At 65.2% G+C, this 15,488-nt stretch carries 13 protein-coding genes; 4 read left to right on the top strand and 9 right to left on the bottom strand.

Annotation, left to right across the window (positions count from 1 at the left end; all coding sequences use genetic code 11):
• Window positions 1-44 precede the first annotated feature (44 nt).
• From ACOOF5_RS03595 to ACOOF5_RS03610, 4 genes are all read right to left on the bottom strand, one after another.
• Entirely contained in the window at window positions 45-1,166 is a 1,122-nt protein-coding gene (locus ACOOF5_RS03595; RefSeq protein WP_420436703.1) for a hypothetical protein, read from the bottom strand.
• A gap of 154 nt (window positions 1,167-1,320) precedes the next feature.
• A complete protein-coding gene (locus ACOOF5_RS03600; protein WP_420436705.1) occupies window positions 1,321-2,733 on the bottom strand; it encodes a hypothetical protein in 1,413 nt (470 codons plus the stop codon).
• Between the two features lie 276 nt (window positions 2,734-3,009).
• Window positions 3,010-5,442, bottom strand: coding sequence for a CaiB/BaiF CoA transferase family protein (locus ACOOF5_RS03605; RefSeq protein ID WP_420436707.1), 2,433 nt, complete (start codon window positions 5,440-5,442; stop codon window positions 3,010-3,012).
• A 100-nt stretch (window positions 5,443-5,542) separates the two neighbouring features.
• Entirely contained in the window at window positions 5,543-5,752 is a 210-nt protein-coding gene (locus ACOOF5_RS03610; RefSeq protein WP_419840367.1) for a dodecin family protein, read from the bottom strand.
• A 202-nt stretch (window positions 5,753-5,954) separates the two neighbouring features.
• On the opposite strand from ACOOF5_RS03610, the gene ACOOF5_RS03615 reads away from it, so the two are divergent.
• On the top strand, window positions 5,955-6,719 hold the full coding sequence (locus ACOOF5_RS03615; RefSeq protein WP_420436709.1) for a dodecin family protein: 765 nt from the start codon (window positions 5,955-5,957) through the stop codon (window positions 6,717-6,719).
• A 98-nt stretch (window positions 6,720-6,817) separates the two neighbouring features.
• Window positions 6,818-7,684 carry a carboxymuconolactone decarboxylase family protein gene (locus tag ACOOF5_RS03620; RefSeq protein ID WP_420436711.1) on the top strand — a complete coding sequence of 289 codons (867 nt, stop codon included), beginning with the start codon at window positions 6,818-6,820 and terminating at the stop codon, window positions 7,682-7,684.
• Between the two features lie 56 nt (window positions 7,685-7,740).
• On the opposite strand, the gene ACOOF5_RS03625 is transcribed toward ACOOF5_RS03620, so the two are convergent.
• Window positions 7,741-8,523, bottom strand: coding sequence for an enoyl-CoA hydratase/isomerase family protein (locus ACOOF5_RS03625; protein WP_420436713.1), 783 nt, complete (start codon window positions 8,521-8,523; stop codon window positions 7,741-7,743).
• A 75-nt stretch (window positions 8,524-8,598) separates the two neighbouring features.
• On the opposite strand from ACOOF5_RS03625, the gene ACOOF5_RS03630 reads away from it, so the two are divergent.
• Window positions 8,599-9,618 carry an alpha/beta fold hydrolase gene (locus ACOOF5_RS03630; protein WP_420436715.1) on the top strand — a complete coding sequence of 340 codons (1,020 nt, stop codon included), beginning with the start codon at window positions 8,599-8,601 and terminating at the stop codon, window positions 9,616-9,618.
• A gap of 46 nt (window positions 9,619-9,664) precedes the next feature.
• On the opposite strand, the gene ACOOF5_RS03635 is transcribed toward ACOOF5_RS03630, so the two are convergent.
• From ACOOF5_RS03635 to ACOOF5_RS03650, 4 genes are all read right to left on the bottom strand, one after another.
• Window positions 9,665-11,212 (bottom strand): MFS transporter, encoded by a 1,548-nt coding sequence (locus ACOOF5_RS03635; RefSeq protein ID WP_420436717.1) that lies wholly within the window; start codon window positions 11,210-11,212, stop codon window positions 9,665-9,667.
• 141 nt (window positions 11,213-11,353) lie between these two features.
• Window positions 11,354-12,178 (bottom strand): SDR family NAD(P)-dependent oxidoreductase, encoded by an 825-nt coding sequence (locus tag ACOOF5_RS03640; protein WP_420436719.1) that lies wholly within the window; start codon window positions 12,176-12,178, stop codon window positions 11,354-11,356.
• A gap of 72 nt (window positions 12,179-12,250) precedes the next feature.
• Window positions 12,251-13,342: a Zn-dependent alcohol dehydrogenase gene (locus tag ACOOF5_RS03645; protein WP_420436721.1), complete on the bottom strand. Its 1,092-nt coding sequence runs from the start codon at window positions 13,340-13,342 to the stop codon at window positions 12,251-12,253.
• Window positions 13,343-13,535: 193 nt separating this feature from the next.
• The gene (locus ACOOF5_RS03650; protein ID WP_420436723.1) at window positions 13,536-14,909 is read right to left on the bottom strand and encodes an MFS transporter; all 1,374 of its coding nucleotides are present in this window, start codon (window positions 14,907-14,909) and stop codon (window positions 13,536-13,538) included.
• A 271-nt stretch (window positions 14,910-15,180) separates the two neighbouring features.
• On the opposite strand from ACOOF5_RS03650, the gene ACOOF5_RS03655 reads away from it, so the two are divergent.
• Window positions 15,181-15,462 carry a hypothetical protein gene (locus ACOOF5_RS03655; RefSeq protein WP_420436725.1) on the top strand — a complete coding sequence of 94 codons (282 nt, stop codon included), beginning with the start codon at window positions 15,181-15,183 and terminating at the stop codon, window positions 15,460-15,462.
• The last annotated feature ends 26 nt before the right edge of the window (window positions 15,463-15,488 follow it).

Raw genomic sequence — 15,488 nt, forward strand, 5'->3', positions numbered from 1 at the left:
CGCGTGGGATGAGCCTGCCCAGTTCGGTCTCGTTGGTTGTGCGGTCAGCGGTCGCTGTGGTCGAGCCATCCGTAGACGACCGAGAATGGGACGTCGATGTGTTCTTGGAGCTCCTCGGCGATCTTGCCGTAGAGCTCGTCTTGTGGAGGCCACCGGTCGTCATCGTAGGAACCCGAGTCGCCAGTGAGCAGGACAGACGCAACCTCATATGGGATCCAGCGAGTGTCAACTTCGATCTCCAGCAGATTGGAACGATGGTCGATCCATGTCCCCGCGACTGCCCCAGACAACTCGAATCTCTCGACAGTGCCGCCAAGCGTGCCATTCGGAAGATAGGTGCTGCGCCCCTCTGCAAAACTCTGCTGAGCAGCCTTGAGCGCTGCATAGCTGGTCGTAGCTCCGCTTCGGACCTCCACATCGGCGTGCCTCGCAGCCAGCATCTGAGCAGCCGCGCTCGGTGGTTCGTCGCCGACGAGCCAAATCCATGCGACAAGCGATCTGTCGTGGTCGATTCCCCAGCCGCCCAAGCGTTCTTGCTCGGCCGCTCTGAGGCCGGCCAAAATCTCTTCAAGCTCTGGCAACCGCGTAATCCGCCGCTCGGCTTCGGATCGCGACACTCCATATTCGCGGGCGTATTCCTCGACAGGGCACAGAATCCGCCCTGGGTCAAAGTGTTTGATGCACGGTAAGATATAGCTACTGAACCAGAGATAGCTATTGTCGCATTTCTCACTGCGCTGGGTTCTCGGTTGGTTACCGATTTCTACACGCTCTCCCATAGCAATCGGGCCCCAACGTGCACCATAAGATTCATGCACACCATGAATCCAAAGCTCATTGGTGGTTGGGTTGACTTGTACCCAATTGCGCGGCAATACAAGAACGTACCGTGGTTCCTCATGACGTGGATCGTAATGGATCTCGTTTTCTACCACAATATAGAGGCAATTATCCTCGATATGAAGCGTGCCAGTACCAAACATCAAGTCTGAGTCGGTAAACGGACGCGGGTCCCACATCTCGTTGAAATCAGCCCAAGGGAACGGCAAAACATTCTCTGACGGCGGTGCTTGCGGATAGGCGGCTGTTGTGACTGAATCTAACGACCCTTGCGGTTTCGCTGCGTTCAATCTGGCGGGTCCACTCTGTGGGGACACTTCTCCCATGTCCTCCGCGGTTGTGGCGGCGACTACATGAGATGTTACCGACTCTATGTGAGTGTCAGCACAAGCAAGAAGCAGCAAGGCGGTTGTTGTCGCTAACGAGAGCCTGCTAGCGACTCCATTGAAGCGCTGCGGAAAACGCCATTCACAATTCACATTACGGCACGTTAATCGGGCCAAAAGTAATGACATTCACGTTGAGATCATCACGGACGTCGCGGATGGCACTGAAGGAGATCCAAGAGTTCACGGCAGTACACGGGTTGTCTTTCGGCCCACCTTTGTGTATGCCATAGGCAGTAGAAAAGCTGTACACCGGCCCGCCGCTGTCGCCTTTGCAGGCCTTCATCCCGGGTCCCGCGGCGCGGCCGAATACCGCACTGCAATTCCCGCCGTGTCCATCGCATCCATTCTCAAGACGTGGACGATAGCGAATGTGGTCGACTGTTCCGCAGGACACCCCAGACTTGTCGCCCGAGTGGCACACAGGCACATCCATCATGCGCAGACGACTCGGCCCGACGCTACGGATGCTGCAAGTATCCTGAGTTGCATAGTCGTTGACGCAAACCACCTGGTTGGTCACTTGATGGGATTGCGCCTGCGGAATGGTATAAAAGGCCGCGTCCATGGTGCTGTTGTATGCATGCTCGGCGCGAGTCAACGTTACTCCCTGTGTTGACCAAGACGTGCTGTCGCAATGCCCGGCAGTGATCATTCCGTATCGGCCGGTGCCGCGATGCTGCGCCGCGAACCCTGATGTGCAACGCCCCATCCGCCGGCCGCCTTCGAAAGCGGCTTGATCTTCGACTGGATCGGCTTCGATGACGTTGAAGGGAACGTTGATGTGCGGTGCGATGAGCTGCGCGACATGGGCGAGTGTCGTGTCTGGGCTGTCGAGGTCGTCGACGGTTCCGAGAGGTCCGATCGGTGTTCGTTCGTCTGCTGAGTCGAGTGCTCCGGATGGTTCGGGTGCCGCTGCGGCGGTGTCGATGCCGATTTCGAGAGCGTTGGCTCTCAGGTTCACGGCGGTGTGAGCGATCATGTCGCTCAGGTCGACTTGGGTGCCGCCTACCGCGCCCGTATTGCCGACTGCACCGATGCCTTCGCCGATGCCGAACCGGTCTTGGGCTGCGGCGAGCGCCGCAAACGTGACCGTGGCACCTGTTCGGACCTGAACGTCGTCGTGCGCGGCCGCGATTGCGGTGGCTGCGCTGGTGGGCGGTTCCGTACCTGTGAGCCACACCCAGGCGATCATCGGGCCGTGATGGTCGATTCCCCACCCGGCGAGACGTTCGCTCTCGGCCTCATGAAGAGCTGCAATGATTTCCTGCAGTTCGGGTATGCGCTCCAGCCGCTGCTGTGCCTCGGCGAGCGTGACCGAGTAATCCGACGCATACGACGCAACCACCGGATTGGTCTCTGGCCCTCCGTCCGTCGTCGGACTGGCATGAGCGCTCACCGGCGTCAACGCCCCGAGAGTGCACACGGCAAGGGACGCAGCAACGGCTCGCCACCGCTTGAAGTGCGGTGGGTCTCCGCGGGCTTGGCGGTATGTGTGGTGTCGCATGGGCTGTCTCCTCTCGAGCTGATGGCGGACTCGGGCGCGACGGCCCGCCGCGAGCCTTCCTCTGATGCGACCTTAGCGGACGTTTAGTAGGTGCCATGACACAGGCTTCGTCGGCATCGGTTCGCGCTGCCACAAGACATGCACACTCGAAGTCTCGACGAACCCCTTAACCCGGTTTGGCACCCCTCGTGGGCTGTTGGTCACCCCGCCGAAACGGCGTTGGGGCACCTACTCGGCCGGTTCGCCCGAATCGATGACAGCGCTGCCGGGGCGCGATCAGCGCAGGGCGCCGGCCGCTTCAAGTGCTGCGATCTCGTCTCCGCTGAGCCCCAAAACCTCGGCGAACACTTGGTGCGTGTGCTGGCCCAGCGTGGGAGCCGGCGCTCGCACGCCGTTGGTGCCGGCAGCTAGGCGCCATGGGATGCCGACGTGGCTCATCTGGCCCACCACGGGGTGATCCAGGCGCTCGATCAGACCGCGATCTGCCAAGTGCGGGTTTGCTTCGAGCGAGCGGGAGCTGAGCGACGGGAATGCGGGCACGCCGGCGGCCTGCAGCAGCTCGGTGACATCCCACTGGTCGCGCTCGCGGGTCCACGCGCCCAGGAGCTCGTCCAGCGCGGCCTCGTTGGTCTTGCGATCGGCGGCCGTCGCGAACTGCTCATCGGCCGGGTCAATGCCGCTGACCCTCGCCAGCGCAGCCCACTCGGTCTCGGTGACGCAGCAGATGGCAACCCAATCGTCGTTGCCAGCGCAGCGGTACAGGTTGTGCGGAGACCACAGGGGGTCAAGGTTGCCCGTCGGAGCCGGTTGGGTGCCGCTGAGCACCCATTCCATCCAGCCCTCGGCGGTGCACGCCGTGGTGGCCTCCCACATGGACGTGTCGATGAACTGGCCCTCGCCGGTGCGTCGGCGCGCCACCAGCGCGGCGACCAAGGCATACGCCGTGGCAATCCCCGCCGCGGGGTCGCCGAGTGACACGCCGAGCTCGTCTGCATCCGCACCGGGGTAGCCGGTCATCGACGCCAAGCCCGACAGCGGCCCCGTGGTGGGCCCATAGCCCATGTAGGACCGGTAGGGGCCGTGCTGGCCGTAGCCGCTGATGGCGCCCACGATGACGTCGGGACGCTCCGCGGCCAGCGCCTCATAGCCGAGACCCCACTCGTCCATGACACCGGTGGCGTAGTTGGACACCACTAGGTCGCACGACAGTGCCAACCTCTTCGCCAGCGCTCGGCCCTGCGATGTGCTCAGGTCGATGCTGATGCTCTGCTTGGCTTGGCCGTACTGGTTGAAGTAACCGTTGGTGTCGAGCGTCGGGTTGTGACGGCCCGATTGTGTCGGCAGGCGGCGGCCCAGGTCGGGTCTAGCCGACGACTCCACCTTGATCACCGTCGCGCCAAGGTGCGCCAGGTGCAGCGTGCAGTACGGGCCCGCCCAGACCCACGTGAAATCGGCGACCGTGACGCCGTCAAGCGGGCGATCCGGCGGTGTCACCGAAGGCGCTGCGGGGGCTGGCCTCGCGTGTGCTGATGTGGCTGCACCCTCGAAGCCAGCGCCGTTGTGCTCGCCCAGAGCGGGCGCCGGTCGACGGATGGACCACCATGAATTCGTGAGCCGTGACGGCGCGCCGGGCACGGTGATGTCGCCCAGTCCTGGCTGGTCGTAGGTGACGAGGAAGTCGCGGGCAGCCAGATGTTCGTCGGCAGCCATCTGCGCGACGGTGTTCACCGGCGCGAATGCCAGCCGCTGTGCCTGACCCCGATGGAACAGCTCCATCACCGGCTGGGCGGCGATCCACTCGCCGAGCCACATCCGCAGCAGGTCCTCGTTCTCGAATCGGCCCTCGAGCGTGGCGAAGATGTCCATGTCGGCCCACTCCGGCCGTCCCATGAAGTCCTTCAGGCGTTCCCACTGGTCGGCTTCGACGCACACCAAGAAGATGTGCCCGTCGCTGGTCGGAAAGATCCCCCACGGGTTGAGGATGCGAGCACCCAGACGGCTGGGGTTCTCGCCCCGGTAGGACCAGCTGATGAAGGCCGCTTCCAGCATCCCGACCACATAGGACATCTGGGCGAAATCGATGTGCTCGCCGTAACCGGTGCGTTGTGCCCGGTCGACCGCAGCGAGCGACGCGCACGCTGCAGCGAAGCCGGACTGGAACGCGGCTTGGTGGCCGTGGGGCTTCAGCGGGGGCAGCTCGGGGTCTCCCACGCAGCCGGGGGTGAGCCAGCCCCAGCCGCCGCCGTGAACGACCTGCAGCTCAGTGGCTCGCCAGTTTGCGTACGGACCGGTCTGCCCGAATGGCGTGATCGACATCGTCACGAGCGACGGATGCTGCGTCCGCAGCGACTCGGACACCAAACCATGTTCTGTCGCGAACCGGGGTACAAGGTCATGCACGAACAGGTCCGCATCGGCGAGCAAGTCGTGCAACGTGGAGCGGCCGGCGGGATCGTCGAGATCGGCCTCGACGCTGCGCTTGTTGGTGTTGATGGCAGCGAACAGGCCGCCCATCAGGTCGGGGTCTGACTCATCCCGATCTGTCGTGCCCGGAGGGTACGGACCGCGGCGGCGTGCGGCGTCGCCCTGCGGTGGCTCGACCTTGATGACGTCGGCGCCGAGGTCGGCGAGCAGCTTGGCCGTCCACGGCGCCGCCACCATCTGTCCCAGCTCGACGACACGGATGCCGTCGAGACCGCGCGCGATCATCGAAGCGCGCAGCGTCGGAGGGCGCGACCTGTGGTCGCTCCCGAGCCGCGGGCGCCGCTACGGCTGCGCTGTTGGCCGAACGTGGCCGAACCCGTGCGGCTCAAGGCGACTCGTGCTTGAACGACAGCCGGACCTTGGTGCGAAAGGCTGAAATCGCGCCCGCCTCGATCACCACGTCCTGCTCGACCACTTCGGCGACGCGGAGATCTCGCAGGGTCTTGGAGGCTTCGGTGATCGCATTCTGCGTTGCCTTCTCCCATGACTCGTCGCTCGTACCGATCAGCTCGATCACGTTGTAGACGCTGCTCATTGGTTTCTCCTTGGGGTCCGACATTACGTCCCGACCCACTGCTGGGCCGTCGAGTCCGGCGCCGCAGGACGCCACTGCCGATTCTGCTCGCCCGCCGGCACGCAGTGTGCCGCACGAACACGGTGTGCCCTACAGTCTGCCCCACCGGAGCACATCGCTTCCCGCTCGCAGGAACGAACCGCACACCGAACAGGTCCAGATCTTGAACGAATCACCTCAGCGCAACCGCAACGCTGTCGAGAAAGTCATCGTGCTGGTCGCGGCAAGCCGGATTTCCTGGGAGGACGCGGCACGTCGAGGTGTTGCTGAAGCAACCAAGACGATCCGGGACTTGTCAGTGGCACACGTCGAGGAGCGCGACGTGATGATTGTGGAAGGCGAGATCGCCCTCTACCGCATCAAGCTGCGCGTGGCGTTCCGCGTCGACCGGATGCGGCCTGGCCTGACACCGGGTGCACCCGATGTAGAAGTCACGCGTTGGCTCATCGTCGCGAACCAGACCTTGGGCACCGGTGAGGTCGTCGCCGAGATCGACCGGCTGAACTCCCACGGCCCGTGTGAATTCCACCTGCTGGTGCCGATGACCCATTCGAAGAGCTACGCCCGGGCCCGGCGACTGTCGATGCTGGCAGCCGATCCGGTGACGGGCATCCCCTCTGAGCATGTGCCGGCTGCGGACTACTTGGGGCCTGACACGCTGGGCATGGAGCAGGCTCAAAAGCGGCTCGACGCACAGCTTGCGAAGATCGCGGCGGCGTCATACGCGGCAAGCGGCGAGCTTGGTGACCCTGATCCGCTGCGGGCGATCCAGGCGGTGCTGTCGCGTGCCAGCTTCGACGGCATCATCCTGTCGACTCTGCCCGCCGGGGCGTCGCGGCTGGTGGGAGCCGACCTGCCGTCGCGCGTGCGCCGCCTCACGCGACTGCCAGTCACGTACCTTCCCGGCAGAGAGCCCGGCGAGCTGTAGCCCGGTTCGGGCCCGTTTGGTACGGCGGGCCTATTGCGCCACTCCCGCAAGCCGGGCACGACCAGCGCGATCGCGGCGATGATGACCTGCGCTGGTACATGGATGATCTGACGATCTTGCGCAAGGAGATAACGATGTCGACGACGGGATCACGCACGCACGCCGAACGGCGCGCCGCCGCACTCGAGGTGTTCGAGCGCTTCACCAACGGTGAGTTCGACGCTGAGCGAGCTCAGCGGGCGATGGCCAAGCGTCTCGGCGCCTTGGGCACGTTCGCCTTCGACGTCGTCATGGGCGACGTGTGGTCTCGGGACGAGCTGTCGCGCCGCGACCGCAGCCTCATCGTCATCACCGTTCTTGCCACGATCGGCTCGAGCGAGGAACTCTCGCTGCACACCGACGTCGGGTTGAACCATGGGCTGACGCGCACCGAGATCGAGGAGATCCTGATCCAGGTGGCCGCCTACGCGGGCTTCCCGATGGCGATGGCGGCGTCTCGCGTGGTCGACGACCGCTTTCGCACGCTCGACGGGGTCGAACGGTTGCCAGAGCGTTCGGGCGCCGCTGAGCTCGACGACGACGAGCGGGAGCGACGCGCTGCGGAGGTGCGCGGCACCCTCACGGCAGGCCGCGCATCAACCGATCCCACCCAAGACATGGCGCGTCTCGTGGAACACCTCGGCGAAGTCGGACGCATCGCCTATCACTGGGCGTTCGGAGACCTCTGGTCGCGAGAGGAACTGTCGCGGCGCGATCGCAGCATCGTCGTCATATCGATCCTGACCGTGCTGAGCCGAACCGACGAGCTGGCATTCCATGTGCCGGCTGGCCTCAACCACGGTCTGTCGCGCACCGAGATCGAGGAAATCATGGTGCAGATGACCATCTACGGCGGCATCCCCCGTGCCGTGGAGGGCTACCAGGCCATGAAGAAGGCCTTCACCAAGATCGATGCTCGCAGCTAAAGCTGCGACGAGAACGATGCTCGCAGCTAAAGCTGCGACGAGATCGACGCCCGCAGCTAGAAGGTGCCGAAGCGGGCCCGGGCGTCCTCGCTGGTGATCGATCGGGCCGAGGCGTCGCCGTCGAACTCGGACAGGTCGCCGAGCCGGGCGACTTGGGCGTAGCCGCGCAGCTGGTGCTTGGCCATCTGCACTGACAGCGCCGGCAGGTCGAGCAGGCGGGCCACCCAGCGTTCCACGGCGGCGTCGAGTTCGTCTTCTCCATCGCACACTTCGTGTGCCAGCGCCCACTCTGCAGCCTTGCGCCCGTCGATGCGCTCGCTGGTCATCACGAACTGGCGGGCGCGCGACATGCCCATCTCGGCAATCAGCCGTGGTGTGGCACCCCATGGCAGCGGCACACCCAGTTCCACCTCGGGCACGTACCAGAGTGCGTCCGCGCAGGTGACCCGGAAGTCGCAACTGGTGGCGAAGCAGCACCCGCCTCCGATGGCGTGGCCATGCACCCGTGCGATGGTGACGGCTTCGCAGTCCTCGATGGCCCGTGCCGCACGTCGCCCGAGCTGGTTGATGTAGCGAGCCTCGCGGTCGTTCGCCGCGGCAGGCGGCTGCTCCTTGCGGTCAGCGCCGGCACAGAACGACTTCCCCCGCCCGCCGAGCACTACGACCCGGTACTGCGTCTGCCCGTTCAGAGCCAGAAACAAGTCGCCGACTTCGCGGATCATCAGCTGGTTGTGCGCGTTGCGCGACTCCGGCCGGTTCAGCCAGACCCGCAGCGTCTCCCCATCAGGCTCCAGCTCGATCGTCTCCAGCGACGGCAGCTCAAACGACAACAAACTCATGCCACCCATCCTTGCCCACCGACTCGAGGGCTGCAGCCTGACATCCCAGGTCGATCACGGGCCAGAATGTCGGCCATGAGCGAATCGAACGGCACTGTCACCGAGGACCTGTCAAAGGTCAAGCACCACGACGTGGATGCGCTGGGCACCCGGATCCATGTGGCCGAGCTGGGCGAGGGACCGATGGTGCTGTTCGTCCACGGCTTCCCGGAGTCGTGGTACTCGTGGCGCAACCAGCTCCCCGCGGTGGCTGCGGCTGGGTACCGGGCAGTGGCTATCGACGTGCGCGGCTACGGCCGCTCCTCCGCTCCCGCCGCCGTAGACGACTACCGCATGGTGCGCCATGTCGCCGACAACGTCGGCGTCGTGCGGGCGCTTGGCGAAGACTCTGCTGTGATCGTCGGGCACGACTGGGGGGCGCCCATCGCCTGGAGCTCTGCCCTGCTGCGGCCCGACATTTTCACCGCGTTGACGCTGGTCAGCGTTCCCTACAACGCCCGGAGCGATTTCAGGCCGAGCGCGGCATTCCGGATGATGGGCGGCGACAAAGAGTTCTACATCGAGTACTTCCAGGAGCCGGGCCGTGCCGAGGCCGAGATGGAAGTCGACTTGCCCCACTGGCTGCTGGGCATGTACTACGCCGCCTCAGGCGACGGTGTGCGGGCCCGGGTGGCGTCGGGCGATGCATCTGGCGGGGGCTTCGGCGTGGTGCCCGGCGGGAAGCTCTCGGACAACTTCATCTGGCCCGAATCCGGCAGCTGGCCGCACTGGATGTCCGAGTCTGAATTCGGCTACTACGCCTCAGAGTTCACGCGCACTGGCATGTCCGGCGGGCTGAACCGCTACCGCAACGTGGACCGCGACTGGGAGGACATGGCCGCCTTCGACGGCGCCGCGATCACCCAGCCGAGCCTGTTCGTCGGCGGCGAAGTAGACGGACCAACGGTGTGGGGCGCCGGCTCCATCGCGAAGTTTCCCGAAACCATGCCCAACCTGCACAAGTCAGTGATCCTCGACGACATCGGCCACTGGGTGCAGCAGGAAGCCGCCGACGAGCTCAACGCCGAACTGCTCGAATTCCTCGCCGCGCTCTAGCGCGACGCTGGGCTGCACGTCTGGCGACTGGCGAGACCCCGACGCGTTAGGTGCCGCGGGTGGCGCGGCGTGTTGCGAACAGCGGTGCCATGAAGCCGCACGCCGCAACGATGGCGCCGAAGACAAAGGTGGCTTGCGTGCGGCCGAGCGAGGGATCCTGGCCCGAGAATGCAAGCATCGACTGGATGCCGAAGATGATGCCGATCCACATGACGGTCTGATTCATGCCGTTTGCGATGCCGAGGTCCTTGTCTTCCACGGAGTTGGCAACGAGCATCTGATACGCAGGTGAACCGACACCGGCTGACACCCCCGACAGCACGAGTCCGACGATGACGAGCGTCAGTCCCCAGTTACCCGGACTGCTGCCCGCTGCGAAGGCCAGCATCGAGCCGATCATGGCAGTCGACCCGAAGATCATCGGAATACGAGCGCCGATCTTGGTCACCAATGTGCCGCCGAATGGCGACGCGAGCGCGAACGCGCCCGGTCGCGGCACCATCAGCAAGGCCGCGATGCCGACGGAATACAGGTAACGCTCCTGCAGCACAATCGGCACGATCACAAACGCACCCATGTATGCGAACTGGTTGCATGCCGCAGATAGGAGCGGCATGGAGAAATTCGGCAACCGGAACAAGCGGACATCGAGCAGCGGGGACGGCGCGCGCAGCTCCCACAGCACGAACACGACGAATGCCGCGATCGCCCCGCCCAGCATCAGCATCAGCGTCTGATCCGACAGCACGGGCGTGCCCGCACGCGTCAAGGTCGGCACTCGGGTGATGGCCAGCAGAACCAGCAGTGTCCCGGTGCCCAGCAGCAGCGCGCCGAGCACGTCGATCGGGATTCGCTGGCCCTTAGGAATCGGCTTCACGACGAACGCAGCAATCACGGTGCCCGCGAGGCCAATCAGGCCGAACAGCATGAAGATGGCACGCCATCCGACAACATCGAGCAGCGGCCCGCCTGCCACGACGCCGATTGAGGGCGCACCGGTCATGGCGAACTGAAACCAGCCGACGGCCTGGGCGCGGCGTCCGGGCCCGAATGCGTGCATGAGCAGCGCCATGGCCGAGGGCATGAGCACACCACCGCACAGGCCGAACAGGACCCTCACGGCAACAAATGAGCCGATGTTCCAGACCCAGAAGTTGGCGATCATCGTGGCGGTCATGCCCGCCATTCCGACCATGAACATGCGGCGATGCCCGTAGATGTCAGCGAGCTTCCCGCCCGCCGGGGTCGACACCGCCATCGCCAACATGAGGCCCGTCATAACCCAGCCGGCTGTGGACACCGTGGTGCCGAATTCGTCCGCAATCGGCACCAACGCAGCGTTGACGAGCGTCATCAGCGACCCAAATCCCAGCACGGCAATCCCGATCACCCCCAGCAGTCGCCACTGGTAACGGTCCGATGCCGAAGCAGTCGCGAGCGGAGGCCCACCCTCAGAACGAGCGGGTACCGGAGCGATCGTCGGGTGCAGCGGCCGCCCGGCCGCGTCGAGCACCTGCGGGACGACGGTGAACACTGACGGCCGAGCCGTCGGAAACTGCGTCGGGACGCGCCAAACCGGTCCTGCGGGCTTCACGTTCTCAGGAACGACAAGGCAGCGTTCTGGGCGGGCGTTCCCCTGTGGGCCGCGCGGTCGACGTCACGGTTTCAGTAAACGCCCTCCCGCGTCGTTTGCCTCAGCGTCACCATGGTTGGCGGTGGCGCACAACGATGCGAGTCAGCGAGTGAGATGACCGTCTTCGAGCATCGCATCGGCCTGATAGCGGGCGATCTTGCCCATGTCGGGGTGAGTCAGCACCCAGAAGCGCTCCGTACGGACGGCGTCGAGCACCATCGGACCCACCTCGGCCGGATGCATGCCCTCGGCCAAGAAGCCCTTCATCATGTCCCAGAACTTCTCGCCCTGTTCGGTGCGGACGTGGTGAGAGGCATCTTCGGGGTCGCGGTTGCGCTGGCTATAGACGATGTTGGTGTTGATCGGTCCCGGGCACAGCACCGAGGCACGGACGGGCGAGTTGCGCAGCCGCAGATCGCGCTCGAGCGTGGCCATGAGCGCCACGACACCGTGCTTGGCCACGTTGTAGGCGCCCAACGAGGCACCCGCATACAGGCCCGCTACCGATGCAGTCGAGTTGATGTGGCCTTCACCGGCCTCTTCGATGATCGGCAGGAACACGTGGCATCCGTAGATCGGACCCCACAGGTCGATGTCGAGGGTCCAGCGCCAGTCCTCAATGGACATGTCCCCCACCGGGCCCGGAATGCCGACGCCGGCGTTGTTGCACAAAACGTGAGCCGTGCCGAACTCCGAAACAGTCGCCTCCGCGAGCGCTTCGATCTCAGCCAGCTTTGCCACATCGGTGCGCACCGCGATGGCCTCTGCGCCGGTCGCGCGCACCTCGGCGGCAGCATCGTTCAGCGGGGCTTCCTCGATGTCAGCCAGCACGACCTTCATACCCGCCGCGGCGAACGTGTCCGCCATGGCTCGGCCCATCCCGCTTGCCGCCCCCGTCACGACGGCGACTTTGCCTTCGACCTCCATAGCTCCTCACTCGCCTCTGTAGTCGATGTGTGTCTCGTGCGTTGCCACGATCTCGTCGCGCCGTGCCTGGCGCTAGTCGAAGTCGATGACGGTGCGTGTGCCGACGCGCTGGCGCATCTGCTCGTAGCCGGCGTTGATGTCCTCCAGAGGCATATGCGCCGAGATCATCTCGTCGAGCATCAGCCGGCCGTCGAGATACATGTCCACGTAGCGCGGCATGTCCACCCGGAAGGCGTTCGAGCCCATCATCGAGCCCTGCAGCCGCTTCTCAAGCATGAACACCTCGTAGCCGGTGATCTCGATCTTCTCGCCGAACGGCATCATGCCGACGATGACAGTGGTGCCGCCCGGGCGAGAGGACGACCAGGCTTGCTCGCAGGTCTTCTTCAACCCGATGCACTCGAACGCGTAGTCCACGCCACCGCCGGTCAGCTCCTGAATGGCCTCGACGGCATCAACCTCGCTTCCATTGACGGTGTCGGTCGCACCCACCTGGCGGGCCGTCTCGAGCTTGGAGTCCTCCACATCGACCGAGATCACCCGACCAGCGCCCGCAATACGAGCGCCCTGCACCGCGGACAGGCCGATGCCTCCCGCGCCGTAGACGGCAACGGTGGCCCCGGGCTCGATGCGGGCGGTCTTGAACACCGCGCCCAGACCGGTGGTGACGCCGCAGCCGATGAGCGAGGCACGGTCGAGCGGCATGTCGTCGCGGATCTTCACCACAGCGTTCTGGTGCACCAGCATTTCCTCGGCGAATCCGCCGAGCCGCGCGAACTGCCCGACCTCGGTGCCGTCATGCTTGGACAGCCGGGGCGCCGCTCCGTCAGGGCGAGCTACCGCGGCGTGGTTCTGGCAGATGTTGGGGCGACCGGTCAGGCAGCGTTCGCAGTGGCCGCAGAACACGGACAGGCAGCTGATGACGTGATCGCCGGGCTTCACGTAGGAGACGTTGTCGCCGACCGCTTGGACGACGCCGGCGCTCTCATGACCCATGACAGCGGGCAGCTGGTACGGCCAGTGCGCATCCATGAAGTGCAGATCGCTGTGGCACAGGCCCGCGTGCACAACCCGCAACAGGACTTCGTTGGGACCGGGCGCATCGACCGAGATGTCCTCGATATCGAGTTCACCCGGGATCTCGTTGAGCACTGCAGCTTTCATGTTCGGCTTCCCCTCCGTCGCGCACGTCTGCGGCGCAACTTGGCCACGCCGCAGCGTAGTCACCCGTAGGCAGACCCAGAGACTGAGCCGAATGGCGAAGTCGTGGCCCGAGCGGCCCGTGAGCGCAGCGAACAAGAGCGCAAAGCAAGAGTTGGGCCGCGGAAGGTGAGACACAGCGTTGCGACGCGGAAGCTCAGGCTGTGGGGCCGGTGCGCCGGACGACCTCGGGACGGATCAGCAGCCACAGCGTCATGCCGGCGAGGCCCAGTGAGGCCATCAGCACGACTGCGGCGCGAGCACCGAGTTGCTGAGCGATTTCGCCGAGCACATAGGTGCCCACCGGCAGCGCGCCGATCGCCATGCTCAACAAGCCCATCGCGCGGCCCCGCATTTCCTCGGACACGGCGGTGAGCACCAAGGTCGACTGCGTCGCGGCAAAGAGCCCGCTGCCGCAGCTGGCGACGTACAGCGTGATTACGGCAACGAGAACATTCGGCGACATCGCCCACACGATGAGCGTCGCCATGGCCACAAAGACGCCGAATGTGTACGCAAGCCCCCAGCGGCCGGCGCCCCACCGGGCAGTGACCAGCGATCCGGTGATCATCCCGAAGCCGGTCATCGAACCGATGATCCCGATCTGCGACGCCGTCGCGTTGACCTCGTCTCCGATGAGCTGAACTGCAGGGAAATAGGCGAACATAAAGAAGTTCGCCATCACGGTGACGCCGAGGATGCTGAGCAGGCTGCGATTGGTGCGAGCCAGCCGCAGGCCGTCACGAAGCTCTGCAAGCGTCGAAGAGCGGGCGGCGACCGGCGGTCGAGACGTATCGCCGTGCTGTTGCGCCTCGCCGGCTCGGCCGAGGGGCACAACTTCGAAGATGCGGTCCCTGAGGGCATCGGACCATCGATCTGTCGCCACGGTTGCAGGTCGAGCTGGCGGCACCCGGGGCACCCACATGAGCAGGAACAGGCCGACGCTGAGCATGCCAGCGACACCGAGGAAGGCCGTCCCGACGCCGGCACGGTCAGCAACGGCACCGCCCAACAACTGCCCCGCAGCGACGCCGGACGCCAGCGCCATCGTCTCCCACGCCATCGCCTTGTGCAGCCGGTACGGGCCAACGATGTCCAGCAGCAGAGCACGACGGCTGGTCATGTCGACGACCCAGCCGATGCCGGCGAAGAGCAGGAACGGGAACAACAGCAAGATGCCCAGTTGGTCGGACCTCTCGGCGAAGCCGATGATGGCGACAAACGGCACGAGCAAGGCCGTCTGGAGCCGCACCGTGCGGCGGCGGTCGAAGCGATCCGAGATGACACCGCCGATGGCGCCGCCAAGCAGCAGCGGCGCCCACATGACCGCGCCGGTGAGCTGCACCATCCGAGGAGAGTCCGTGATCTGGTTGACGTGATAGCTCGCGAGGAATGCGATCGCCCAGCGTCCCCAGTGCCAGCACAGGCCGCTGAACCACAGCGGCGCGAACCCGCGCGCTGCGAAGGCTCCACCGCCGCTGAACTCGGACTCGAGGCGCGGCGCCTCAGTGGCGGCCGCCCCCCTGCGCATCAGCGCGGCATCCTACGAGCGAGTGTCGTGAGGTGCCCGTTCCGGCTGCGGGATCAGGCCGAAACGCTCGCCGAGTAGGCGGTGATTTCTGCTTTCAGCAGCTGATGTTTCTCTACCGGTCGCGATGCCTCTATGTCGTGAGCCGTGGGATCTGCGCATCGCAGCCATCGGCGACCCGGGTCAGCGCCATCGAGAGCCAAGCAGTCGGCGCATGGGCCCGCAGCCTCCTCGCGCTGATCGGGATTACGCGCCCGCGGCTACTATCGAGGCGGTGACATCGACCGATCCGATGCCTGCGCGAACTGACGCGGCCCCCGACCGACAGCCCGTTCTGACGGATGTCTGGCAGGGAGGCGACGACGCAGAACTCGACATGGACCGAAGCAATGCCAAGGTCTGCCGGAACGCGCGCCATTTCACCTTCGATGGCTTCTCCGAAGGGGCAGACGATGTCGCCACGTCTTGGCGGAAGCTGCTCGAGCGCGAGGGCAAGTCATCCCCAGACGGCACCTCGGTGCGCGACTTGGTCCTCGGTCCAAGCTCAGGAGACTGAGGCCGGAGATATCCCGGCCTCTCCAC

This window comes from Candidatus Poriferisodalis sp. (assembly GCF_965214215.1).
Lineage (GTDB): Bacteria > Actinomycetota > Acidimicrobiia > Acidimicrobiales > Poriferisodalaceae > Poriferisodalis.

Bases quoted from the DNA above. Each gene is read 5' to 3' on its own strand.
- ACOOF5_RS03600 (WP_420436705.1), bottom strand. From the start codon at position 2,733: ATGCGACACCACACATACCGCCAAGCCCGCGGAGACCCACCGCACTTC.
- ACOOF5_RS03645 (WP_420436721.1), bottom strand. From the start codon at position 13,342: ATGAAAGCTGCAGTGCTCAACGAGATCCCGGGTGAACTCGATATCGAG.
- ACOOF5_RS03610 (WP_419840367.1), bottom strand. From the start codon at position 5,752: ATGAGCAGCGTCTACAACGTGATCGAGCTGATCGGTACGAGCGACGAG.
- ACOOF5_RS03605 (WP_420436707.1), bottom strand. From the start codon at position 5,442: ATGATCGCGCGCGGTCTCGACGGCATCCGTGTCGTCGAGCTGGGACAG.
- ACOOF5_RS03625 (WP_420436713.1), bottom strand. From the start codon at position 8,523: ATGAGTTTGTTGTCGTTTGAGCTGCCGTCGCTGGAGACGATCGAGCTG.
- ACOOF5_RS03650 (WP_420436723.1), bottom strand. From the start codon at position 14,909: ATGCGCAGGGGGGCGGCCGCCACTGAGGCGCCGCGCCTCGAGTCCGAG.
- ACOOF5_RS03620 (WP_420436711.1), top strand. From the start codon at position 6,818: ATGGATGATCTGACGATCTTGCGCAAGGAGATAACGATGTCGACGACG.
- ACOOF5_RS03630 (WP_420436715.1), top strand. From the start codon at position 8,599: ATGAGCGAATCGAACGGCACTGTCACCGAGGACCTGTCAAAGGTCAAG.
- ACOOF5_RS03595 (WP_420436703.1), bottom strand. From the start codon at position 1,166: ATGGGAGAAGTGTCCCCACAGAGTGGACCCGCCAGATTGAACGCAGCG.
- ACOOF5_RS03640 (WP_420436719.1), bottom strand. From the start codon at position 12,178: ATGGAGGTCGAAGGCAAAGTCGCCGTCGTGACGGGGGCGGCAAGCGGG.